This is a genomic window from Herpetosiphon giganteus (assembly GCF_016907925.1).
GTDB lineage: Bacteria > Chloroflexota > Chloroflexia > Chloroflexales > Herpetosiphonaceae > Herpetosiphon > Herpetosiphon giganteus.
The window spans coordinates 20,375-44,631 of the sequence record NZ_JAFBCZ010000040.1 but is presented as its reverse complement, the minus strand read 5'-3'; the positions used below and the strand labels follow the sequence as shown (position 1 = coordinate 44,631).

Annotated in this window: 27 protein-coding genes; all 27 read left to right on the top strand. The window is 53.3% G+C overall.

All coding sequences use genetic code 11. The features are described 5' to 3' along the window. Positions 1-5 precede the first annotated feature (5 nt). Positions 6-1,601, top strand: coding sequence for a hypothetical protein (locus tag JOD20_RS24005; RefSeq protein WP_204757709.1), 1,596 nt, complete (start codon positions 6-8; stop codon positions 1,599-1,601). 22 nt (positions 1,602-1,623) lie between these two features. Continuing rightward, positions 1,624-1,812: a hypothetical protein gene (locus JOD20_RS24000; protein WP_204757708.1), complete on the top strand. Its 189-nt coding sequence runs from the start codon at positions 1,624-1,626 to the stop codon at positions 1,810-1,812. A gap of 23 nt (positions 1,813-1,835) precedes the next feature. Beyond that, complete coding sequence (locus JOD20_RS23995) at positions 1,836-2,195, top strand: hypothetical protein (protein WP_204757707.1); 360 nt, start codon at positions 1,836-1,838, stop codon at positions 2,193-2,195. A 90-nt stretch (positions 2,196-2,285) separates the two neighbouring features. Beyond that, on the top strand, positions 2,286-2,648 hold the full coding sequence (locus JOD20_RS23990; protein WP_204757706.1) for a hypothetical protein: 363 nt from the start codon (positions 2,286-2,288) through the stop codon (positions 2,646-2,648). A gap of 64 nt (positions 2,649-2,712) precedes the next feature. Then, positions 2,713-3,129: a hypothetical protein gene (locus JOD20_RS23985; RefSeq protein ID WP_204757705.1), complete on the top strand. Its 417-nt coding sequence runs from the start codon at positions 2,713-2,715 to the stop codon at positions 3,127-3,129. After that, positions 3,126-5,465 (top strand): VirB4 family type IV secretion system protein, encoded by a 2,340-nt coding sequence (locus JOD20_RS23980; protein WP_204757704.1) that lies wholly within the window; start codon positions 3,126-3,128, stop codon positions 5,463-5,465. Before JOD20_RS23985 ends, JOD20_RS23980 begins: the two co-directional genes overlap by 4 nt. Before the next feature lie 11 nt (positions 5,466-5,476). Further along, entirely contained in the window at positions 5,477-5,644 is a 168-nt protein-coding gene (locus JOD20_RS23975) for a hypothetical protein (RefSeq protein WP_204757703.1), read from the top strand. 28 nt (positions 5,645-5,672) lie between these two features. Next, entirely contained in the window at positions 5,673-6,050 is a 378-nt protein-coding gene (locus tag JOD20_RS23970; RefSeq protein ID WP_204757702.1) for a hypothetical protein, read from the top strand. Positions 6,051-6,128: 78 nt separating this feature from the next. Beyond that, positions 6,129-6,740 (top strand): hypothetical protein, encoded by a 612-nt coding sequence (locus JOD20_RS23965; RefSeq protein WP_204757701.1) that lies wholly within the window; start codon positions 6,129-6,131, stop codon positions 6,738-6,740. Positions 6,741-6,862: 122 nt separating this feature from the next. Next, on the top strand, positions 6,863-7,084 hold the full coding sequence (locus JOD20_RS23960) for a hypothetical protein (RefSeq protein WP_204757700.1): 222 nt from the start codon (positions 6,863-6,865) through the stop codon (positions 7,082-7,084). Further along, a complete protein-coding gene (locus tag JOD20_RS23955) occupies positions 7,077-9,050 on the top strand; it encodes a TraM recognition domain-containing protein (RefSeq protein ID WP_204757699.1) in 1,974 nt (657 codons plus the stop codon). The genes JOD20_RS23960 and JOD20_RS23955 overlap by 8 nt, the downstream gene beginning before the upstream one ends. 28 nt (positions 9,051-9,078) lie before the next feature. After that, positions 9,079-10,020, top strand: a complete 942-nt coding sequence (locus JOD20_RS23950; protein ID WP_239584045.1) for a replication-relaxation family protein — start codon at positions 9,079-9,081, stop codon at positions 10,018-10,020. Between the two features lie 944 nt (positions 10,021-10,964). Further along, positions 10,965-12,182, top strand: a complete 1,218-nt coding sequence (locus JOD20_RS23945) for a hypothetical protein (RefSeq protein ID WP_204757697.1) — start codon at positions 10,965-10,967, stop codon at positions 12,180-12,182. Beyond that, a complete protein-coding gene (locus tag JOD20_RS23940) occupies positions 12,182-12,622 on the top strand; it encodes a hypothetical protein (RefSeq protein ID WP_204757696.1) in 441 nt (146 codons plus the stop codon). Before JOD20_RS23945 ends, JOD20_RS23940 begins: the two co-directional genes overlap by 1 nt. Before the next feature lie 175 nt (positions 12,623-12,797). Further along, entirely contained in the window at positions 12,798-13,544 is a 747-nt protein-coding gene (locus JOD20_RS23935) for a hypothetical protein (protein ID WP_204757695.1), read from the top strand. Beyond that, complete coding sequence (locus JOD20_RS23930; RefSeq protein ID WP_204757694.1) at positions 13,541-15,103, top strand: FtsK/SpoIIIE domain-containing protein; 1,563 nt, start codon at positions 13,541-13,543, stop codon at positions 15,101-15,103. Before JOD20_RS23935 ends, JOD20_RS23930 begins: the two co-directional genes overlap by 4 nt. Before the next feature lie 317 nt (positions 15,104-15,420). After that, positions 15,421-16,155 carry a hypothetical protein gene (locus tag JOD20_RS23925; protein WP_204757693.1) on the top strand — a complete coding sequence of 245 codons (735 nt, stop codon included), beginning with the start codon at positions 15,421-15,423 and terminating at the stop codon, positions 16,153-16,155. Between the two features lie 169 nt (positions 16,156-16,324). Continuing rightward, on the top strand, positions 16,325-17,359 hold the full coding sequence (locus JOD20_RS23920; protein WP_204757692.1) for a hypothetical protein: 1,035 nt from the start codon (positions 16,325-16,327) through the stop codon (positions 17,357-17,359). A 283-nt stretch (positions 17,360-17,642) separates the two neighbouring features. Next, positions 17,643-18,383, top strand: coding sequence for a hypothetical protein (locus tag JOD20_RS23915; RefSeq protein ID WP_204757691.1), 741 nt, complete (start codon positions 17,643-17,645; stop codon positions 18,381-18,383). A 292-nt stretch (positions 18,384-18,675) separates the two neighbouring features. Further along, positions 18,676-19,323, top strand: a complete 648-nt coding sequence (locus JOD20_RS23910; protein ID WP_204757690.1) for a hypothetical protein — start codon at positions 18,676-18,678, stop codon at positions 19,321-19,323. 339 nt (positions 19,324-19,662) lie between these two features. After that, a complete protein-coding gene (locus JOD20_RS23905; protein WP_204757689.1) occupies positions 19,663-20,076 on the top strand; it encodes a hypothetical protein in 414 nt (137 codons plus the stop codon). Positions 20,077-20,091: 15 nt separating this feature from the next. Continuing rightward, the gene (locus JOD20_RS23900; RefSeq protein ID WP_204757688.1) at positions 20,092-20,307 is read left to right on the top strand and encodes a hypothetical protein; all 216 of its coding nucleotides are present in this window, start codon (positions 20,092-20,094) and stop codon (positions 20,305-20,307) included. A gap of 181 nt (positions 20,308-20,488) precedes the next feature. Further along, positions 20,489-21,037: an SH3 domain-containing protein gene (locus tag JOD20_RS23895; RefSeq protein WP_204757687.1), complete on the top strand. Its 549-nt coding sequence runs from the start codon at positions 20,489-20,491 to the stop codon at positions 21,035-21,037. 939 nt (positions 21,038-21,976) lie between these two features. Continuing rightward, positions 21,977-22,174: a hypothetical protein gene (locus JOD20_RS23890; RefSeq protein WP_204757686.1), complete on the top strand. Its 198-nt coding sequence runs from the start codon at positions 21,977-21,979 to the stop codon at positions 22,172-22,174. A 64-nt stretch (positions 22,175-22,238) separates the two neighbouring features. Further along, positions 22,239-22,760: a hypothetical protein gene (locus JOD20_RS23885; RefSeq protein ID WP_204757685.1), complete on the top strand. Its 522-nt coding sequence runs from the start codon at positions 22,239-22,241 to the stop codon at positions 22,758-22,760. A gap of 272 nt (positions 22,761-23,032) precedes the next feature. Beyond that, positions 23,033-23,227, top strand: a complete 195-nt coding sequence (locus tag JOD20_RS23880) for a hypothetical protein (RefSeq protein ID WP_204757684.1) — start codon at positions 23,033-23,035, stop codon at positions 23,225-23,227. Between the two features lie 77 nt (positions 23,228-23,304). Further along, positions 23,305-24,231 carry an ArdC-like ssDNA-binding domain-containing protein gene (locus JOD20_RS23875; protein WP_204757683.1) on the top strand — a complete coding sequence of 309 codons (927 nt, stop codon included), beginning with the start codon at positions 23,305-23,307 and terminating at the stop codon, positions 24,229-24,231. Positions 24,232-24,257: the final 26 nt, after the last annotated feature.

Genomic DNA, 24,257 nt, shown 5'->3' with positions numbered 1-24,257 from the left:
ACCCTATGAGTGAGCATCAGATTGAAGCCCTCCTTGCCGAAATTCCGGCGGATGAACGCGCCACGTTCCAGGCGTTCTACCAAGAGCGCTTGTATGCCGCGATGCAGGCGGCGAGTCGGCGCGGCGGGATGGAGGTCGATCCCGACCAGATTGAAGAAGAGTTGGTTGATGCCTTGATTCGCGAGGCGGAAGGCAGGGATAGCCCAACCGGGCTGGGCATGGTGCCAACCAGCGAGGGCGAATATGCCCTCATTCCACCAGAAAGTGACCCCCGCTTGACCCAACCAACCAAGGGGAGTGGCCGGAGCGGGGACGCAGGCGCGATGACCCCGCAGCGCTGGGCCGCGATTGGGCTGGTGGTGCTGCTGCCGTTGCTCTGGTTCTTGTGGCCAAGCGGCGACGGCGATACCGATACCGACGCGCAAGCGTTGGACACGACAACCACGCCAATCACCACCACACTCGCCTTGGTTACGCCAACGGCACTGACCGACTTCAGCGGCGGCAACGACGTGACGGTGGCCTACCCCGCCTCGCTCGAACTCTCGCGCGACGATGGAGCCAGCCCCGATGTGTATCGGGTGTTGGCCAGTGCCAGCGAGCTTGGCGGCGTATGGGAGCCGGATGTGCCCGAAGGAGTCGCGGCATGGCTGAATGGCTCCTATGTGAATCATATTTTTTGTTTGCCAACAACCGCCAAAAGCACCATTGACGGCCTCAATCGGGGCAGCGTGATCACGATGCGCCCTGCCAGTGGAGCCGTACGGGAGTACACGGTGGTGCGCGTGCGCCAAGTCGGCAGGCAGGAGGTGGAAGTCTTAGATCAGCGCCGTGCAGGCATGACGCTGATTCTCTGCGGGGACGGCCAGAATGAACGCACTATCGTGGAAGCAGCCCACCAGCCGACGAGCCAAACCACCGCGCTGCTGCAACGGGGCCAAGCCGCGACCGTGCCGGATATGGCCCGCCTCACCGTGCACACGGTGCAGACCCTTGCGCCAACAACCACCACGCCTGTGGGCTATGCCGAGGTGGCGATCACGGTGCAGGTGGAAAACCTCACCGGACAGGTGTGGACCAGCCAAGCGATGGCTGATCAGCTCGTCCTCGACGGGGTGTTGGCCGAGCGGGTGACGGTCGAACACGATGCAATCGATGCCCACGCGGCGCGCCGCGTGACCTATCACTATCTCGTGCAAGAAACAGGCGGCCAAGCAATCTGGCGGGCAACCGCCCTCACGGGGGAAACGGTGGCAGTGGCGCTGACGATTCCGCCTGCCCCTGCCGGAGCCGACCGCCGCCCGTTCGTGACCACGCTTGACCCCGCGTCCGTTCGGCTTGAACCCTTGGGCAATGGTCACCGCTTCACGATCACGGCAGTGCTCACGGCCACGGGGAGCGACCCCGTGACGGTCGATCTGAACGCGGTAAGCGTGTGGAGCGGCGGGCGCACTGTCCCGCTCGATGGCACGAGCGATAGTTTGCCGATTGTCCTTCAGCCAGGCACGCCCACGCCGCTGCGGCTGGTGGCGAGCGTGCCCGATGTGGCGCAGCTTGAACTTCAGATTGGGCAGCAGCGTTGGCGCATCACGCTGCCCTAGATCGATACAGAGGAGGAACGCAATGAACCGACAACAACGGAGCCGGTATCAGGGGTGGTGGTGGGGAATCGGGGTGGTCAGTGGCCTTGGTGTTGGGTTGGTTGGATTGGTCGGGTTGGATGCCACGCTCGTCAGCCGAGGGCTGGCACTGGTGGCGGTCGGGTTGGTCGTGTGGAGCTATCGCCCCACGGGTCGTGTTGGATTGGATTAATTGTTTGTATGGAGGAAATCGCTATGAAATCGTTCGCCTATACCGTGTTGACCGTGATTGTGTTTGGGTTGGCCGTCTTTGCTGGCCCTGTTGCAGCAAGTTACGCCGCGCCGATTGACGGCAGCAGCGTCGTTGCCGAGGAGCCGACCTTGAATCAAGTCGGGCAATTAGAAGCCAAGATCGAGGACATCACCGAGCAACTGACGACCATTGGCCGCCCGCTCGCTGTCCTTGCCTTGGTGCTCGTCTTTATCAGTTATGTCGCGGAGCCAGTCCTGCCCGACTGGGCCAGAGACAATAAAGGGATGATGCGCAAAGTGTTGTTCGCTGCTATTGGTCTGGGTGTGATTCCCGACCTCGTGGGATTCGCCTTCGGTAGCTAGGGTTAGCGGTGATGGTGTGACCGTGGTGGGGTGCGATGCCCCGCCAGTCCGTTGTGCTTTGATTGATCGTGTTTTTTTGGAGGAAACCCCATGAAATCGTTCGCCTATGGAATTTTGTCGATCATCGTGTTTGGGTTGGCCGTGTTTGCTGGCCCCGTGGCCGCCAGTTACGCCGCGCCGATTGGCGGGAGTTCGGAAGTCGTTGTCGACGAGCCAACGCTCAACCAAGTCGGGCAGCTTGAGGCAAAGATTGAGGATATTACCGAGCAGTTGACCACCATTGGTCGTCCGCTCGCTGTCCTTGCCTTGGTGTTGGTCTTCATCAGTTATGTCGCCGAGCCAGTTCTGCCCGACTGGGCCAGAGACAATAAAGGGATGATGCGGAAGGTGCTGTTTGCGGCTATCGGCTTGGGTGTGATTCCCGACCTCGTGGGATTCGCCTTCGGCAGCTAGCTGGCACACGACACATTGTTCGCAACGCGCCGCTGCGGCGGCGCGTTGATCATGGGAGGTTGCAATGGCTCGTGAATTAGAACAGTTTTTAGGTCGTGGGGAAGAGGCAGCTTTTTGGATTTTTTCCTATAAAAATGTCGGCGCAGCGATTGTTGGCGGATTCATGGGCAGCCGCATTGGCCAACTCATGGGGACGGGTGGGATTGTGATGCTGCTGAGCGTGGTTGGCCTTGCCCTTGGCTTGGGACTCTCACTGAATCGACGCGGCCTGATGTGGGGCCGACGACTGTGGTTAGCCCTGCTCTTTTATGTGCGCAGTGCGATCAAACCGCGCACGCTTGACGCGGGGGAGTGGTATCGGGTCGTCGAGGAACGCGAGCATGCCGTTGGGTTAAGCCACGCTGGTCAGCTGGTGCTTGCGCCGCGCACGATGGCCACCGAGGCCAGCACCAGCGCACGGTCGGAAGGAGAACGCCCATGAATCAGCCGCCCTTGTGTTTGACGATTGACCCCTTTTCGGTGCGCCAATATCGGGAGGAATTGCCACAACTCGAACAACGCTTTGCCAACTTTTGGGCAGGGATCACCTACGATGCGCGCTTGATCTCGTGTACACGGCGCTTTTCGTTTGCCCCCATTCGCCAGCGTCTCCGGCAGCAAACCAGCCCGCTCGATGACTTGCGCGATCTGCTGCCGCTAGTGGTGTCAGCGCAGGACGGTGAGCCGCGTGCTGAGGTATTAATCAGCCTGGTCCAGAAACGGCTCGCGACCTATGAACGAGCAACCGCCGCCTTGCAGGATGCGCCAGCGGTGCAGCGGGCCTTGCGGATGTTGGCCGACGGCGCGAGCGATGCCACGACGCTGGCCGTGGTTGCCGATGGCTGCCGCCGTGCGCTCTGGCCGTGGCGCTGGCTGAAAAACTACCGCCGCGCCTACGAAGTGATGGAGCGCGAAGGCAATCCGCTTGGTATCCAGCACTACTTTGTGGCGTGGCCGTCTGAATACACTGATGCAGAAGCGGTGCGCAGCGTGGTGAAAGGGACATTCTTGCTGCCCGATGTCCAGATCGCGCCGCTGCCGCCCTTGTTTCAGGGGAAATACCGCGAAATGGCCACCTATCTCAGTCCGCTCGACGAGGGCCGTCCGTATTTGCGCGTCATCCATGCGTTTGACGTGCGTGGCGAGTGGGATTTGTGCAGTATGCAGGATCTTTTAGGCGGCGAGGAGGAAATCGCGGTGGCGCTCGATGTGACGACCTTGCCACGTGCCAAGGCCCAACGGGCCACGACCGATGCCTTTAATGTGCTCGAAGGCGCATTGACCGCCCGCAACGCCGTGAAGGATGCCAGGGCAGAACGGGCATACCGCGATGTCAGTTACGCGATGAATCAGTTGGATGTCCAGCAGTTGCACGAAGTCGCCTATGCCATTTTGGTGCAAGCGCCGAGCGTGCGGGACTTGAATCGGATTACCCAAACGCTGCGTGACCGCATGGGCGCTCGCTTGAAATTGGATGTGCTGAGCGGAACCCAAGGCGAATACCTCAAATTGTTCACGACCACGCCGAGCAAACAGATTGCCGCGCCGCTCATCCGGCGGAATGCCTTGAGTGAGCATGTCGCGGCCAAGACCCCCTGGGGCATTCGCAAGAGTGACCGTACCAGCGGCATCCTGTGGGGCTTTGACCCACACGATCAACTGCCATTTCACTATGACCTCTTTGGGGCCACCGGAACCGATAACCCGCACTTGCTCATGCTCGGAAAATCGGGCAGCGGCAAAACCGTGAGTCTCGGCATGTTGGCGTTGCGCCATGCGGTGGCAGGCCACCAGATCGTGATGTTCGATCCGGTCGGGAATTGTGCGCGGTTATGCGAGGCGGTGGGCGGTGGCGCGGCCTACTATCACTTGGCCGAGGATGTGGCGATCAATGTGCTTGATCCCATGGAAACCAGCTTGCATCGGCAGAAAAGCCATGTCGAACGCAAGCTGTCGATGGTGTTGGGCCGCGCGATCACCAGCGGGTCAGGGGTGCAGTTGCGGCCCCGCGAGTTCAGCAACGCCGAACGGGGCGCGCTCGATGCCGCATTAGCATCAACCCGCATCTATGGCCCTGATGGGGTGTTTCTGGCCCAAATGGATGACGATACCGCGCCGCTGCTGCGGGATCTTGTCGTAGCGTTGCGGGAAACCAATCGCCCTGTTGGGTTGGCTTTAGCCGAAGAAATCACCGATATTGCCCTGCAATCGCAGGCCCATCTGTTCGATCGCCAGACCACGCTCAAGTGGGATTTTGGCAGCGATGTGGTGGCCTACAACCTCAACAATGCCGATAAAGCCTTGCTGCCACTCTACCTCGACCATGGCATCGGCGCGCTCAACCACTATATTCGCAGCCCCGAACGGCGGGCGCGCGGCCAAAAGCTGATCTGCGTGATCGATGAATTTGGCATTCTGTCACAAATTGAAAGCCTGAAAAAAGAGGTGGCCAATGCGACGAAAGAATGGCGGAATTACGGGGCGGCACTCTGGTCGTGTGATCAAAACGGGGCCACCTACATGGGCGGCAGCGGGAATGCGCAGGATTTTAATAATCTGACCACCAACAATACCGCCGTGAAATTGTTTGGGCGGCAAGAGGGGACGGACGCAAACCTGTTGGCCGAGGCATACCCTGAATTGTCGCCAAGTGACATCGCAGCAATTAGAACCGCAGGCGCAGGCGAGTTCGTGGGGATTTTCGGGACGAATGAAGTCCATCACTTGCGCATGCAGTTAACCGATCAAGAAGTGGCCTATTTCATTCGGAAGGGCTAAAGGAGGCAGGGATGAAGCTGATGAAACGCACGAATACGACAGGTCAGCAGGAACGGGCCGACTTGGCCAACGCGACCGAGCAGCTGCACCGCGTGTTGGTGGTGCGCTGGTGGCGCTGGCGGCATGGGTTTTTGGCGGCGAAACGCGTGGAGATCGAGCAACGCCGCCGCGAAGGGTAACAATCGATTGGCTATGGAGGATGCAACAATGCAACGATGGATTTTGGTGCTGGTGGTGGCAGGGTTGTTGGGCGGGTGTGGAAACGATGCGAGCGCCTCAAAAACATCCGTGGATGTGATCACCACCTGGGCGGAGGCGGTGGTAGCCGATGACTGGGCAACGGCAACATCCATGATTGGCTGGGAGCCGGAGCGCTGGGAGCGGGTGCTGCGCGGCAAGGACGGAACCGATGACTACACGGCCTATGCGCTGGTGGGTGATCCGGTGGTGTTGACCGCCTCGACCACGGCGAAGATTCAATGGACACGGGCAGGCGATCCGAAACCGCAGTGTATGACGGTCGAGGTAGGGAAAAGTAACCGCATCACGGTCAATGGCTGGTCACGCTGTTCCGATGAACGCTAGGAACAGTGCCCACCCATGCAACCTTTGCGACGGTCGTGCGTTTAACATGACAGTATGATTGACGTGAAGGAGTATCGAATGAAGACGCGATGGAATGCCGTGATTGGCATGCTGGTGCTGCTCGTGCTGGTAGGCTGTAGTACCACGACCGAGCGAGTGGTGGGCGATACCCTCCCTGCGAACCCAACACCATCGGATATTCCGCCCCCGACATTTACCCCGACGGTGGTGTATGAACCGCACGCAGATCCCGCCCTTCCGGTGGTGCTGGAAGAAGCGATGGTGGATGACCATGCGTATGGGATCTATGCGTGGGATGGCGGGTTGCAGATAGTGCTGATCTATACGGGTTTGGCGACCGACCCGACCTGTGAGCGTGCCCCTGCCAATGGCCCTTCCGGCGAAGCGCACCGCTGCTCGGTTGTGTTTACGAATGGCCGAACGACACGATGGTCACTCATCACAACGGACGGGACAACGGGGATGCTCCTGGTTAATGAAACCCTCTATCAGCTGCCGCATGATGCCACGATGCTATGGATCAAGCCGAATGGTGAAGGCCTTGTGATGACCTCGTCGCAAAAGATTGTGCCGTCCTTGACAACGGGCGATGCACCCACCACGTTGGGGCAATGGATGGCCAGCGATCCGGAGCTTGCCACGTGGGCGGAGGCATTCCGCACGCCGTAGCCACGACCCACAACCAATGAAACGAAGAACGACACCAGCACGCCAATGCTGGTGTTTGGTTTTAAGCAGCGCGGGACGGTGAATCACCGTCGCGCGTTTGTGTATCCACAAAGGAGGATGGAATGACAACTACCGCGATTTCTGCTGATCATCCGATGAACGAGCAAACCATCGCGCCATCATGGCGAACGTGGCGTGACCATCGGGACGACGTATGGGCATCTGATGTCAATGCCAACAGCTACCGTGGCCCAGTAGATACGGTAGCATTCCACGCCATGACGACCACCAATACGGCAATCCGTTTTGACCTCGACCAATCCGAGGAGCCACGCGATGAGTAATCCACCGCCAGCTGCCCAATCCGCGCCGAGCAGCGACAGCGGCGGCGCAATGATGGGCTTTTTCATGGGCTTGATTGTGGTGATCGTGGCCTTGCCCGCTGCCATTGGCGCACTATGGGGCCGCAGGTATCTGAAAACGCATCAGCCGATGGTAGCAATGGCCGCCCTTGCAGGCGCAGGCTTCATGGCCTTGGTCGTCTGGTCGCCCTTGCGCGATCACTTAAAGGAAAGCCGCACGGCAATTGAGCGAGGCAAGCGGCGCGATGGGATGATGGGCGTGGTGAGCGCCGGAGCCACTGCCATTCCACTGCTGTGGCTGTATACGATGCCGCTTGCCCCTGCCTTAACCATGGTGTGGGAAAGTGTACGGCCAAAATCCTTAGCGGAACAACAGTCCGAGAAGGACAGCCACGCCAAGGAAAAGCGGGACATCCAGCTGGAATCCGCCAAGCGCCGCGCCATGAAGGCGAGCGCAGCCAGTCTGACCCAGCGGCCTATTACCAAGGAGATTGCGAGCGCCACGGTCTTAGGGGCCAAGATTCAGGGCGATTCCTTGTTCTTTGCGGTAGAGCATAAACGCCTGCTGTATCTCACCACCAACATCGGTGCAGCCAGTCTGCATATGCTGTTTATTGGTGAGAACGGCGCAGGCAAGTCGGAGTCGATGTTGCGCGTCGCAGCGTCAATCGCGGCTTCGACGAACTGGGATGTGTTTTTTGTGAACCCCAAAAACGACGTGAAGATGATGCAACAGTTTTACGACTTAATGGCCTTCTATGGGCGGCAGTGTCGGTTATTCCCCCAAGAAGCCTATAACGGCTGGGAAGGGGACAGCGGGGCCTTGCTCAGTCGCATCATGGCGATTCCGGCCTATGCGACCGAGGGTGCCGCTTCATTTTATTCCGACATGGCCGAGGTCTACTTACGCGCGGTCTTGAACACCGACGAAGCCTTACCAGGCTCGTTTGAAGAACTCGAAGAACGCTTGCAATACGGTCGGTTGGCTGATCAATATAAGAACAATGCCCAGGGCTTTGCACGGGTGGCCAGTATCAGTGCATCCGATGCGAAAAGCGTGTTCATGCGCTTTGCGACCATGACCCCGAAATTGACCCAAATTCGCCGCGATGGCTGGCGCTTAAGCGAGGCCCGCGCCGCCTACTTTGGTTTGCCCGTGTTGGCCAACGAACGCGATAGCCAGAGCATTGCCAAGTTTCTGCTCGAGGATGTCAAGCACTACTTATCGACCCGCAAGCCCGCCGACCGTCGGGCCGTGCTGATCATCGACGAGTTCTCATCATTAGGAACCGAGAGCGTGATCCGCTTGGCCGAAATGGCGCGGAGCTTGGGCGGGATCGTGATGCTCGGAACCCAAACGCTGGCAGGGCTTGGTGATGCCGATCAACAAGCACGGATTGTGGGCAATATGACCGTGGTGTTGCACCGCATGAGTGCCCCCGAAGAATTGACCAAACTTGCGGGGGTGCAGCAGGCGATAGCAACGACCTATCAGTTTCAGGGGAAGCAGGTCTTGAAACGCGGAACCTATCGCATGGAGGAGGAAGCGCGCATCGACCCGCAAGATGTCAGAACCCTGCCAACCGGATGCGCCTGGGTCATCGCGCGCGGGGCAGCGGCGAAGGTGCAGATCGCGATGATGCCCGCTGTTCCCCATGTGCCGATTGTCATTCAGCGACCCCGCCGCACGCCGACCCCTGCGCAGGCATTCGCGCCGCCAGTGCTTGCTGCCACTATGGCCAACACAGGCGCAACCATGCCGTTGGCCAATGCCGAAGAAACAAGTTTTGGGGCAACCTTTACGCCCATTAACGAACCGACCCCTGTGCCGAGCGACCCCCAACCCCCGATGGAGGAATCATTCGATGATGCAGACCCTGTGATGGAGGATACCCATGAGCCAGAGCCAACCCCACCATTTGATCCCACGGGCCTTACTTTCAGGTAGGGTGGCCGTGACGGCACGGGATCATGTCATGCTTGAAGCATTGGCCACGGCCCGTTTTTTGACGGCAACCGCGCTGGAATGGATTGCCTTTCCCGACCGTCGCCCCATGTGGGAAGCGGATATGCAGGCGCGCCGAGAGCAGCGCGACCTCCCGCCGTATAAACCAGGGCGCGTGGTCTATCGGCGGTTGAGTACGTTAGAAAGTGCGGGTTTAATCCATCGGATACCACGCCCCATCGCCCGCGCAGGCCATGGCGGTGGGCGTGACCCTGACCTCTTTATGCTGACCCCGTTAGGCGCAGCGGTCTTAGTCGAAACCACGACGCTTGATCCCGACCGCATTGCCGCCTTTCGGATTCGGCCACGGTCGAGTTTCACGACCAATCATAGTGCCGAGATTGGCCAAATCTACGCTGCCTTACGGGCGAAAATCGCGATGATGGAGGGCATCGCCTTAAGCGACTGGCGCGGCGACCATCTCACGGCGCGCGCCTATGATCAGGTCACGGTAATGCGCCAACAACGCGGCAGTATGGTGCGGATGCAGTTGCCCGTGGTTCCCGATGGATCGTTTGTGCTCATCCATCCCAAAGGGAAACTGCAAGTCTTTATCGAAGTGGATCGGGCCACGCGGCGGATTGAAACCTGGCGGGACAAGATTGCGGCGTATGCTGCCTATGGTGGAAGCGCCGCCTTGCAGGCACGCTACCAGACCGACAGCTTTGTCTTGTTGACGGTTACGCCGACCGCAACCCAACGCGACAAGGTGATGCGCGCGACCGCCCAAGTGTTGGGGCAGGGGAATGCGCGCTATCTCTTTACGCTGCATGAAGCGGTGCATCCGCTGCGGATTGGGAATGCGTGGCAGCGGATTGGTCAGATTGAGCGATCCATGCAGCCCACGGGATTGAATGGCCAATTGGTCGAACGGGTTACGGTGGAGGCGATTCCGCATGTCTTTTTGCAGTAAGGACGGCCAAAAACCTGGCCACCACGACCGTACACCAGCCTATTCACCGGAAACGAAGCCCCGACATGACCGGGGTTGGTGAACACCCACACGGGCAGGTGGAAGCCCCAAACGGGGATACGGAGCTAACGACGATTGCACTATTGCGGGGGGTATGCTGTCGCCGTTTGACCCACCAGCAAGGGCTAAAGCCTGCTGCGCTGCGCTTGCACTGGTGTTCCACCCGTCGCCATCAACCCCCCGCAATAGTGCAGCCGCCCTGCGGGGCGGCAGGCGCGGCGGCTGCGCCGCGCCACCGTGGGAAATCCCATCGTCCAGGTGCTGCCTATCTCACCTCGCTGCGCGAGCGCCTGCGGCGGTTCTGCGAACGTTGCGATACACGGCTGAACGCACGCTGGACTCATGGCTGCGCAGCCCCTTCGGGCAATCCTTCGGCTTGGTTTGCAACGCTGCTTGGGGTTCGTCGCGGGGGCGCTCCTCACCCGATTTCCCACGGTGGCGCGGCGACGTGCGCTTCAACCCTCAACAGTCTGAGCCATCACCCAGTGTGTGCAATCCCCATAGTCAGAGCCATCAACCAGGCGCACTCTGCCTTGCCGCGTCTGCCGCCGTCGCTCCCGCATGGAAGGTCAGGCCACGCCAACGCCCCTGCACGGCAACGATGCCCAACGATACTTTTCGTTAAGCAGCCTATCCAGCCCCAAAAGGCGAACCAGAACCAAGGGCCGTGCGAGGGCTTTTGACGCGACGCTTCCCGGACGTTTTTAAAGGTGCTTCGCGTGGACTATCCGATTTATAGGAACTACATACAAATACACTACAATTGTAGTTATTACTCTTCTTTGTCTATACTACAAATACACTACAATTGTAGTTGACACATCCATGCGCATCCACTACAATTGTCGTAGCTCGATGGGATTCAATTTTAGGAGAATCTGTTTATGTCACTCACGACAACCCGACCCGTGACCGTCTACGATCATTTGGCCGCAGGCTTGCCCCTACGCAATGAATCGATGCAATTACCTGCCCAAATCCAGATCAATGGTGAAGTGTTGATTCCGTTGGGGGATGATGATGGCAACGGCAAGAAGAAACTGGCGCTGTTGAATCGTTCCGCCGAGGTGATTACGGTTGAAATTCCGGCTTCGTATATGGAAGCGAAAGAAATTCGTATGGGCAAAAGCCTGACAACCTACCAAGTCAATAACGGGCCATTGTTTTGGATTGGCGAAGATGCGGTGCGCAGTGGCGGCGATGCCTTGCCGATTGGCCCAACTGCCCAACGGTTGTCCGATCAGCGTCACCGTGATTTTGGCGCGGCCTGCGTGGTTGAAATTTTGCGGAAGGGTGGCTTTTCCTCTGGCACCTACCGTTTAGCGGTTGCCCGCGCAATTCCCAACGAAGAGATTAAGGCCAAGAAAAAAGAAGATGACGCTGGTGGCGCGACGGAAACGCTGGCCGTGAAGAAAGAAACCCGCACCGCTCTGAAAGAGCATCTGTTAGGGAAAACCTTCAGTGTCGTGCGGACTGATGAAGATGGGCGCGAAGAACAGTGGACAATTACCTATGCACAAGTTGTTCCCCAAGCCCAGTCGGTTGGTACCTTTGTCGCCTATACGCGTGATTTGTACGGGCGCAACCAAATGGGCGATATTGAAGCCATGCGCATTAACGATATTGGCGGCGGCGATGATCAGATCATTGAGGTGATTCATGATCGGGGCAATTGGCGCATGACCACCAAACCCCGCAAGGAAGGCACGATTGGCTTAGCACGAGCCTTGGCGCGCCAGTTTCCCCGTTTGTCCTTGAACGATGCGCAAGCCCAGTTTGCCCTAGAAAATCGCTATATCCGCAATGATGCAGGCCGACGGCAAGTGATTGATCTCGAAATTCGGCGGGTGATGGATTCGGAAGGTCAGGATATGGTTGCGCAAAAACTGCCCTTGCTGCAAGAACCTGGGTTTTTTCTCTTATTTACGGGGGGGGGTATTCGGATTCCAGAGCTTCGTGCTATGATTGCCGAACGCGCGATGGTTGCTGGAAAAGAAGAAGAAACCCACTTTGCCTTTGTTGATCCTACGGTGAGCGGTGTCATGAATGCCTTTGGGGTGCTCATGTTGCTCATCTTCGCCACAAGCGGTCGGAGTATCTAATGACAAATTCACCCCGCCAGGTGCGCATTGATGAAGACGATCTTCAGCTGATGGAGAACATCAAGGCGAACCGTCCGAACTATCATCATGAAAAAGATCTGAAAGCAGTAGCCCTCAAACGAGGGCTACGGTTGCTTGCCGCAGAAGCAACCCTTGATGGTCCTGGTCAATATGGCGGGTTGAATAAACGACAGCTTGCCCGTGAACTGCGCCAGATGATCTTGCCCATCCTCGATTTTCTGGCCGAGGCCAATGAGCTACCGGCTATTGTGGCAGCTAGTGGCAATAGCGTGGACATGCCAGCAGCGGAAACCTTGGTATCGGTGCTATCAACCCCAGCCCCAATTCAACCGGAGCCAATTAACTACGAGCGCAATATGCAGGACTTGCGCGGGGTGATGACGAGCCTTGATGATGATGACGACGATGATGATGAATAAGTGTGGGTTACGAGCACATCGAACAAATTGACCAAGCTGTTATAATGAGCGCAACAAAAATCCCCGCACCACAAAGCGTCAACCAGTGGTCGGGGGATGGACGACCCTATATGCTTCGCTAGGCCGTCACCGCAATGATACCATGCGGAACGGCCTCCCGAAAAGGAGGCACTGTATGCACACAAATCCTGACCCCAACGCACCAACAACCTCGCCATCAACCAATTCGAGTGGTGTTGCCGCAATGGCGCAACCATTTCCAGTCACAACACCACTATCAGCCCCGCGTGTAGAACGGGTCGATACCGTTACGCGGCCCGCTCCAGCGATGATTCGTCGTCCGAAACCACCACGGCGGGCCGCCAATCCGGTGCTGTCGCTTGGCGTTGAAGCGCTCATGTGTGTTGTGTTATTAGGCATTGCTACGCTGCTCTGGTACTGGGATGGTGCGTTTACCCTGACATTTTTACGGGAACACTTTCCCCAACTCGGAACATGGCTCGCTGGTTATGGCCAATGGCTGATTCCGGTTGCGATTACGATTTTGACCTTGGCCTCATGGCCACGCAAAGAGCTTCGTGGTGAAGTATCGAAGGCCCGTGCAGCATGGCGTGAAAGCAAAACCGATCATGATTTGCTGGACTATATTGATATTCGCCGCGTGTTGCGCGTAAAAACCGTGATTTTTAGCATTGTTGGCGCGTTTAATCTCGGAACATCGTTTAGTGGCCTCTTGATTTGGGGCGCAGGCCGCGAACTCGATTTGTTTGTGGGCTTGACTATTCCAACGACAGGCTGGGGCTTGTGGGCATTTGCGGGGATTGTTGGGCTGGTGTGTTCCTATGGGCCAGAAAAGATTGCTCGCTGGTCATTGAGCTACCTTGATCGCCTTCGCTATGCCTGGAAACGGGGGATTGCATGACAACCGGAATGACACTGCTTCTGCTCTTTGGCTGTCTTGGTGTGATTGCCGTATTTAAAGGGCGCGACATCTATGATGAAGTGCGGCTCTATCGCATGTGGCGTTCGCGCTACTATGCAGGGTTGCTCGATGCCGCCGTGCCTGCGAATCCTGGGCCAGCCACGCCGCCTGTGGTGCAGGCTGTGTCAGTGGTTCCAGTCATGCCTGCTCTCCCAGCAACACCTGCCCCGTTATTTGATACAACTGATGATATATCCCCGCCATTGACCGGAACGGTCTTAGAGGGCGCTGGTCGGGCCTTGAAGAACCCACCCTCAGACTTGCGTATTGCAATCAAGGAGTGTTTGCGCTTGCATCCTACCGGACGCTATGGCGTGCCATTGGGCTGGTGGTTTGGCTTTGCAAAACCGAATTTGGCTACTGCGTCGTTGGTGAACGATGTCAATATGACCTTGGTAACAGGGTTTACCGACTCTGGTAAAGATAACTTTGTCTTGACTTGGCTCTTTTCCTTAGCCTATCGCCATACTCCACGCGAGCTTCAGTTTGCCTTGATCGATGGTAAGGGCGGATTGTCGTTGAATGGTTGGCATACCAAGCAACACACCTGGCTCTTTGCTCGTGGCAAACAAGACATCCAGCCTGCCATGGATGCGCTGCGAGCCGAGCGCGAGCGCCGCACCAAGATTTTATGGGATGCGAAGTGCGAAAAATGGGAAGAATATGAACAAGGTGATTTGCCCCTTTTGGTAGTCTATGTATCCGAATTAATGTTGCTTCAGAGCATTGTTGGCAAAACCGATCTGGCCGATTGGCTAAATGAGGAACTGACCAGTTGCCGTGCGATGGGCATTCGCTACATTATCGGAACACAGAACGCAACCAAGCTCGATACCCGTTGGCGTTCGCAAATTAGCTTGCATGTGGCAGGCTATCAGCAATCACAAGATGGTGACGAGCCAAATACAGGGATTAGCAGCAATGCGCTGCGCAAACTGGGGACGCGCGATGATGGCACGGTCGTGGGTGTTCCCCCATCCGAATTGCCTATCCCACCCGCAGGTGCAGGGGTCTTTACCTGTGTTCAAGGCCGTGAAGTATTGACGATTCGTGCCCCGTTCTTGGATCGCGCACAACGCCAATGGTGGCTGGCTCAATTACCCGATGATGCAGCGAAATTGGCTGCCGAGCGGAAAGCCACCGCAACCGTGATGTCACAGCCTGATAGTGATCCATCATCCTTATTACATGCGTTAATGACTGGACAGCCATTGGCCATTGCTGATGCGAAGCCTATCCAGTCTGCTGTTTCTATTGCTGATCTGGTCAAACACAAGACCTTGGCGGAACTCGAAAAAGACCCAACCTTCATTGAAACCTGTGTGCAAATCTATACCCGTTTGCGCCAAGTTCGCCCCGTCACTGCCGAGCTTTTTGAATCAAAGCCTGGTGCGAAAGATGGCTATACCGGCAGTCGCCACCAGCTGGTGACACGGGTGCTCCGAGCAGCAGGTGCTCTGGCCGATGATGCCTCAATTCCTGCAATGGCCGCTGCATAACCTAGAGCGCTCTGGCTTGCTCTACGCCTGTCTAATGCCCTAAATGGCGCTCTGAACACCGGAGCGCCAGAGCATACCGGAGCGCTCTACGGGAGCATTTTGGAGCGGCATAAACCTCCTGCGAAATAATCGGATATCCCTTGAATTGAAAGCAGTCTAGCAGCATTGATTAATATTAGAGAAGAACTGTAAAATAGTGTTGGATGTAATTGTATGACATGCCACATTATAGGATTTTGAGGTATTGATTCAGTAACTTGTTTGGCAATTGCTCGTAATAGATTAACAAATACTTGACCTTCGGTAAGGATAAATCAATGCAAACGAAAACTGCTAGATTTTCGATAGGGGATAAAATTGCTTTTGCTGGAGTAGTTGTAGCAATAGTATTACCGCTGGTTCTATACTGGATCAGCATAAAAGGCAAGGAAATTTCATATGAAATTGTTGCCAATACCCCTCTTTTAAGTGTAAAAGAAATACCCGATACAAGATTGCAACTATCTTTCGATGGCCAAGAGGTTAACGATGTTTCTCTGGTAATCCTTAAGGTCATTAACACAGGCGATGAGCCGATCGTTGTAGCAGATTATCAGCGTCCAATGGAATTTGCGTTTGGAAGTGATGCGGATATTTTAAGCGCCGAGGTTCTTTCAACTGTGCCAGCCGGAATTCCAATCAGTATTACACATAGTAGTGAAACCCTTTCCTTATTACCAACATTACTTAATGAGGATGACAGTATCGCAGTTCGTGTGTTGGCATCTGGTCCGAATACAATTAGTGCTTCTTGCAGGATTGCAGGCGTAAAAGAATGCAATCTGGCTGATTTGACAAAAGAAAATGGTAGTTTAAATATATTTATTGGCGGCTTGCTTGGCGCAGGTTTTGTATTTCTCTACGGTCTTGTTGCAGGAATGCTTTATAGGGAAATGAAAATCGATATACTATCTCCTGTATTGGGAATATTGTTTTGGAGAGGAGATGATATTGCTAAATTGATATTGAAGGAATCTGATAAAGCCATTATTAGTAATACTGAAAAGGGATAATACAACTATGTTTCTGTTGGCGCATCTCGGTAACAATATGAATCATCTTTTTCACTATTAAAATAGGACACTTTTAATTCGACCATAGAAAGAATTTACAGAAGAATTGGGACATGATCTAACATAACTGCGAAGTTTATTTATTACACACCCTTGGAGAATATAGAATATGAGCGAATCAACCTGCATCATTGGACAACTTCCGTTTTGCCTTTATCTTGAAGATGCTTGGTACACGATTTTAGTTCCTGAATTATCGAATTCAGAGACTATAGAAGTAAAACTAACTAAGTTCAGACGGCCAAAAGAGAAAATTGATTATAAAAGCTTTTGGGGAGCTGAACATGTAGGCCGTGGTGAACTATGGAATGACAAGAATGGGACGTTTCGACGTACTGAATTCGTGATTTTATTTCCACCTTCAATAATAGTATTAGGACAATCATTACAAAATAGTTATTTTGGAGATGATGTTGATAGGATTATTGATTGTACAGTTACAGTTCTTAATAGACTTATTAGAATATATCGATATGTGACACAAGACACATACATACCTTTTATTGATAAGACGGAAATTTGGAACTCATTTTCATATGGTGTTGTTTCACGAAGCAGTGAAGGGCAGCTACAAGGAAACATACGAAACGCTGGCTATGATGTTAACTTAGTTAATACTATCCAAGAATACGATCATAATATCCATCATCAAATCTCACAGATGCTAATTACTGAAGATAAAATACCTCTATACGAGGAACTATTAATTAGCGCGAGATACTATTTAAGTATATCAAATTGGCGAATGGCGTGTGTTGAAATACAAACTTGCTTTGAGGTTTTTGTTAGTGAGATAGTTAGAGAGTATTATGTAAAAAAGGGTAAGACCCTGAATCAAATAACAAATATTCTTGATTGCGGTCTTAAGAACTTAATTAAAGATCATATGAATAAGGTACTAAGCAAGCAATTCGATACAAATAACCCAATCTATAATGACTGGCTCAACAAGACGTATAATATTCGGAATAAGATAGTTCATGAAGGTTATCAGGTTGCCTATGAAGAAGCGATTGAATCTATATTAGCCGTCGAAGAGTCATTAGAATATCTAATCCAACGACCTAAACAAAAATCTTGGACTAAGGGTCGCCCTATTGTAAATGTTAATGAGTTCATTGTTCCAGATAATAATAATTCTTGAGAACTTTTAAGTTTTTGAAACGATGGGCTAGGGTGACCAAAATCGCTTCTGTATCAGCATTTCAGCAGGATTGCTGCAAATTTGAAGCAGACCTAAGTTTTAAGAGCAATGGACATAAGGCTATACTAAATGAAACCCCGCGCGCTAATGACCAAGCCAGCGCCAGGAGAAAATCCTATGGAATACCCAATGCGTGAAGTGGGAAGAATATGAAGGTGGGACACTGTGCCACATCATGCTTAATGGGTGCATTCACTCATCCCTCACTATACTGGATTTTTGTATGAGTAAACGCCAAGTCATCGTTGGCCAACACACCCGATCTATGCCGCTGCGTACAATCACTATTGTGTGTCGCTGGTGTGGCAATGAATCAACCATCGAAAGCTACCCAGGGCGAACGCCAACGCTCTGTAGTCCTGAATGTGCTGATGCTGCCCGTAAAGACCACGACCGCCAACGGAAAGCGGCGCAGCGTGCGAATAAGCCCGCGCCAGTGTCAGCACGAGGCCGGAAGCCGATCCCACGTCCGCAGCGGTTTGTGCTGTGGCCGTCGCAGGTGGAGCGCAGCCTGGACCGATCGATTGATCGCCAGCTGACGGCGATGAAGACCAAGTTCGATGGCCGGAATCTGATCGCCACGTTGAAGGCGCTGCTCGTCGAATATCTGGCCGTGAGTGTGCGCTGGGTCATTTTAGAGTGCATCGCGCGCGAGCAACACACGTTGGCCGAACGCACCGAGGTCGTGTTAACCACAATAGACGATCCTGAACACAAGCATAACCGCTGGCAACGGGAGCTAGAGCAATTGCGCAGCGAACTTGCAGGGAATGGAAAGTTAAATCATGCCCAGCGGGATCAGCTGTGGTCACTCGCCCGAACGATTGAATTTGCGGTGGTGGGCCGACATGGGCTGAGTCAAGATTTTGAGGAACGCTTAACCGGATCACAACGGGCGACCGCCGAGCGAGCGCTGATAGCCGCGTTGGTCCGGCTGGAAGGGCTGCTGGTTGGTGCTGATTAAAATAAAGATACCTACTGGATTCGCAGGCTTAAAAAACAACTCGTGTAGTAATTATTACACCTACCCATTCTCGAAATGAATAAATGCTGCATAGGTATGTTGGATAAATCGATCATAAATACTCTTTATTTGATGCCTCTATTGTAAAGATTAATCCCCCTTATCGTAATGATTATGCTTGGTTTGTGGTAAAAATACTCAAAAGATCCCCCTATACAGATTGCAACTCTCATCCTATAATTTTGGTATAGTGATATGAGAGTTCCCTTGAATCGCTTCGAAGGGTAATGTTATGAGTAAACATGATTTTTTTATCAAATTACTATCACCGACAGAACGCAAACGCGATCAATTGCTAAAAAATCTTCGTGTACTCCAAAAAAAGGCAGCTTCCTTAGTCGATGAAGGGAACGTCTACGGGATTTGGTCAATTTATGAGCTAAAGGCTCGACGAGAGACATTACAACAAACGATTGAATCATTATTGGCATTTATCAATAATGCAGAAACATTTGATCAGTTAAATCGTATAACAGCCGCAACCATCCAAAAAAATATGAATCTTCTTAGCCAGTCTGTAAAAGCACAAATTTTGGCTATCCCACCTCGTGATCGGGTCGAGAAAATTTTTGATTGGTTGCGGGATATGCTGGCAACGCTACATGAGGCTGGATCTATCAATGAATCGGATCGACAAATGTTGCTCATTACGGCAGAAGGCTTTGGTCAGCCTATTATTGAGCGACTTAATAGTTCAACATTTGCTGATCGGGTTGTTGTTGATACATTAATAGCTGCATACTATGAAGAAATAAGCCAGCTGATCGCAAATATCGCCATGCGCCATCCTGAAATTGCCCCTATTTCGCCTCATCCTGAGGCTGAATCACGGGCAACCCAACCGTTACTCAATAGACCAGAGGAGGGATATAAAAGATGACAGAAGCCCTCGTTATGTATGGCATTCTCTTTCTTATTGTTCCTGCCGCATTGGCTCCAATTTATATTAGTCTATATAAAAGTATGAGACGGCATTCGCGTCGGCCTGGAGCATCCGAGACAAGTCGGTGGGCCACAGGATATCTGTCAAACATTGCAAATATCGTTGTACAAAGCCCTATTGGCGGTATTCTGATTATTGATGCAATCTTTTCAAGCATGGTTACTATTTTTTTTTATCCAGACACGTGGGGATGGATTCTTTCCATAAGTCTAGCGATATGCTGTGTTGTTTCTGTTACGGATTAAGGCATTTACCAAGTTGCTGGGAGAGATATTGATGAATACTCATAATAGTGGCATGCAACAGACGCAAGTATCGGTGCCTATACCTATAGCCGGCTCATCATTACCAATAACATTACACCATTCAGCACAAATGAGTGTTCAAGTACTTGAACTGATCGTGGGAACTGTGGTGAAAGGTGTTTTTACCATTGGTAAGCATGTTATTGACGGTATTAATTACTTGGCGAATGAAATTATCAAAAGTATCAAAATCTCGTGGCATCGTAGTCGGACGGAAACATACATAGGAATGATCGAAGTTACGTCTCAGGGCTTTGGTGCTGCATTGAGCATGCTAGATGCAAATACTAGTATGCCTCAAATAGTAAAAGATGCAACGCATAAAACCCTTCAAGACGGTATGCAAGCTGAACTTGCTCGTATCACGAAACTGTTTCTTAACTAATTCAAGGAGCTAACAATGACGAATCAATCCGAACAGGAATGGAATGATGGAGAAAATAAAGATGGAGAAAATTTATTATTTTCTCCATCTGACCTACTTCCATTAGCCCAATATACTCGAAATTTATCTTTGCGAGCCAAGCTTGCTGTGGCTATCCAAGCGAAGCGTGTCAATATCGTTCATATCCAACCAGCCTTATTTGATGCGTGGCTTGCGGAACATGAGAAATAATGGTGTAAGAAACTTACGCCAATACGTGGAATACCTATCTGTTCTTAAGCACCAGCGGATTTGACCATTGATGACGATCCATAGTTCATTCAGTGTAATTGCCTAAAATGGCTTTTCCGATACGTAATATAGATGGATTCTAACGTATTGGCGTAGGGTATTATAGGGATTGTGATATGTTATGAATAGAATGCAGAAATTCATACTAAAAACTGCCACTATTTTATTTTTTGCCCTCCTCATGTTTTTTGCTATTTGGAGCGCAGATCAAGAATTGAGAAAAAAAGTTTTTGATTTTATCGATAATAAGAACGCAGTTCCAACCGTTATTATTTATCAAGTATCTCCAGATATTATAGTCAATACCGCAAAGTTAGAAAATACTATTATTATATCGGGCCAATATGTAAAGGGATATTATATTTGTTCCCGCTATCCATATAAACAATCTTGTGATGGAAAAGGATATCTTAACCTTCGATCATACCCGTGTTCTCTTGATAAAAATGTTATTAAAGAATTGAAGAGTGGTCAATATGTCGTGCCTACAGGGCCAATAGTTGCTGCTAATTGTGATGGTCGGAATGATGCGGTGCCAGAGTGGATTCCTGTGAAAACAGAAGATGGAAAAGAGGGATACATATCGGCCTCACCGAAATATAGTGTTGCTGATGTTATTGAGATCATTCCCACTGTTACGACCCCTATTCCTACCCATTACGCCCCTTAAACTAAAATCTAAAGGGATTAGTTTTTATTTTTTGTCCAGTATCCCTCACGATAGTGGAATACAATTTTGCTCACCATGCCATGGTCATGGTTCGAACCTTCAGAAGCCGCGCCACGAGCTATCACAGCCAACAAATGCCATACCGTACCCTCGTGAAATCCCATCGGTCAGCCCATGTGAGGCTGGTGGCGGGTCTTCTTCCGGCACTCTGCACGCCATTTCGCCAGCATGACATATCCCGCAACAGAGCATATGCCCACAATCCCTGCCGTATCCATGAACTCACTGCCCCCGCGAACCGTCGTGCGCCGCGATTCCCCCGTGCCACTTCACCAGGCATGCTATTCCTCATTTGTCCGCGCCAACTAACCCTGTGTCATGCGCCCGGCAAGCGAGCCATAATCACCAAATGCTCACGTCATCCTTGGTCTGTTATCAGATGGTGGCCACTGCGCGGCAGTCATTGGGTTGGTATCCAAAATCAAACGGCAGAACTGGCACGAATGCGATTATCCAAACGTAACGATTGTTCTTGGGGGAAGGAAGGGAGACCATCGCCCCAAGGTTTCCCTTCCTTCCCCCAAACCCCCATCCAACCCATCCTTCCCCTTCTCCTCTCGCTCTCTCACGACCAAGGAAACTGCCGTGCGCGGCAGGCCAATTAGCGCGCGGAGCGCCGCGCGAAGCCGAACGGCCACGCCAGCCAATGCCCCGTAGCGGCCCGTACAGCGTTTTATAGCAGCATCACCACGACCCCAACGAGCCAGCGTCAAGCCTGAAAACAGAGGCGCTGAATTGGTCAGAATTGGTCGTTTTAGGGCATCAGAAAGCAAAAAAAGGTATTGAAAAAGAGTTGAAAAAGATATATAATATAAAGGAATTCAAGAACGGCAGCACGTGTACCAGCACCGCTATCGCCGAGCACAAGGGAGCCAATCTATGAACACCTCGATTGATACCACCACCGACGTAGAAATTTTGAGCGATGCCGAGTTAGAAGCTCGTGAAGCTGCTATCAAGGCCCACATTGACCACTTGCAACGCTCTTTGTGGGAGATTGACGTAGAGCGTTGGAGCCGCACCCAATTCCCCATGCCCGCGAGCATTCCCGTGATGGCCGAAGAATACGCCGCTTAAACAGGAATGAGCAGACGCGAGCGGCCAAACATGGCCGCTCGTCAGCAATGAGAGGGGAAGCCCCATGCAGCCAACCATGAGCCAGCAAATGGATTTGTTCAATTATACAGCCCCCGTGATAACCCAACCCGTGATTGTGAAACAATCAGCCGCAGCCCGCACGACCGAGCGCATGATCCACGCGAGCAGCTGGATGGGTGTGAGTGTGGTACGCGCGGCCTTCACGAAGCCGAACAGCACGATGCTGCACCTCATTGTTGGCACGGAGTGCTACCAGTTTGGCGCACGCGAATTGCGCCGCTTGTTGGAGGATGTGGCCGACACCCACACCATTCAGATCAGTGCCGACCTTAACGAGGATGCGATTCGCGTCCAGATCCGCGACGCAGCCCAGCAGATCTATAGCACGATGCTGATTCGTGACGGTGCATGGTTTCGCGAACCCCGCGCAAAGATTCCCGCCAAACGGCAGCGCTGGATCATGGGCGATGCAGCCTATACCGCCGCGCATGAAACCGCCGAGCGTGAAGCCGTCAAGAAAACCACGGCCCAAACCATCCGCGTGCTGTTGCATTCATGCGAGTAAGCAGATCCAATCCATGACCCGACTAAACTACACCAGCAATCGCCCGCAGAAGCCCGCACAGCGCGTTACGGCAGCCGCGAAACGACCTCAACCAGCCAAGTCTACATCACAAAATCGAGGCGCTGAATTGGTCAGAAATGGTCGTTTTAGGGCATTAGGAAGCAATACATTTTATTGACAAAGAGTTGAAAAGAGTATATAATACAAAGGAAATCAAGAACGACAGCGTGTGTACCAGCGCCGCTGCCGCCGAATGCACAAGGAGCCAATCTATGAACACCCCGATTGATACCACCACCGATGTAGAAACCTTGACCGATGCGGAATTGGAGGCCCACGAAGCCGCCGCCCGTGCCTTGATTAATGAGCTGGGTGTCTATATGTGGAAAATTGACTTTGAACGCTGGAACCGCACCCAGCCCCCTCTGGTTATCAATACGCCCATCGCCACGGACTACACCGCTTAAACAGGACGATAGCCATCAATCAGCGCGGCAGCGTGTGTACCAGCACCGTTGCCGCCGAGTGAACAGGGAGCCAACCTATGAACACCAAACGCAAGCCCGTGTTGACCGCCGACGAACGCACCGCCCGTGATACCAACCGCCGTAGCCAGCTCGATAGCGCCTTACTGGCAGGTGTCCAAGCGATTTTGGATAGTGCCTCGTTCCAAGCGGTATTGGCCGCTAACGCAAAGTTTCACACGTATAGCGCCAACAATGCCATGCTGATTTGGCTGCAAAAGCCTGCCGCCCAGCGCGTGGCAGGCTTTCACACCTGGCGGAAACTTGGGCGAACCGTGAAAAAGGGCGAAAAAGGCATCATGATTTATGCGCCGCGTGTGGCCGCCAAGGTCGATGCTGCTACGGGCTGCGAAGAAACCCACGTCTACTTTGGGGTTGAACATGTGTTTGATGTGTCGCAAACGGAAGGCGACGACATCCCCACGCTGGATTGTCCTCTCTTGACCGAGGAACGCGGCCACTCCATCTATGATTGCTTGGTGTCCTACGCTGAACGCGAAGGATTAACCATCAGCAGCGACGAACGCCACGCCATGGGCGAGGCCATGGGCTATTATTCGGCAGCGTCGAAGCTGATTTGGATTCGACCCGCTGCCAAGGCGCAAATGCTCAAGACCTTGGTGCACGAAATCGCCCACCACCTTACGGAAGGCAAGTACACCCGCGAGGCGCACGAAACCATCGCGGAAGGGGTGGCGTTCCAAGTGTGTGCCTGCATCAACATTGACAGCGGCGAGCGCTCATTCCCGTATATAGCGGGATGGTCGGCCAGTGAGGGAGGAACCGCATTGATTAAGCAGGTGTTGGGGACGATTCAAACCCTCACCAAGCAGATCATGGCCATCGTTGTGCCAGCCGAGGAAGCCAGCGACGGCGCGCCCGAACCGCCGCCCGCCGCCGCTGCTGCCATCAAACGCCGCCGCACGACGACCGTGATGGCTGCCTAACGAGGAAAAAAACGGCAGCGGCCTCA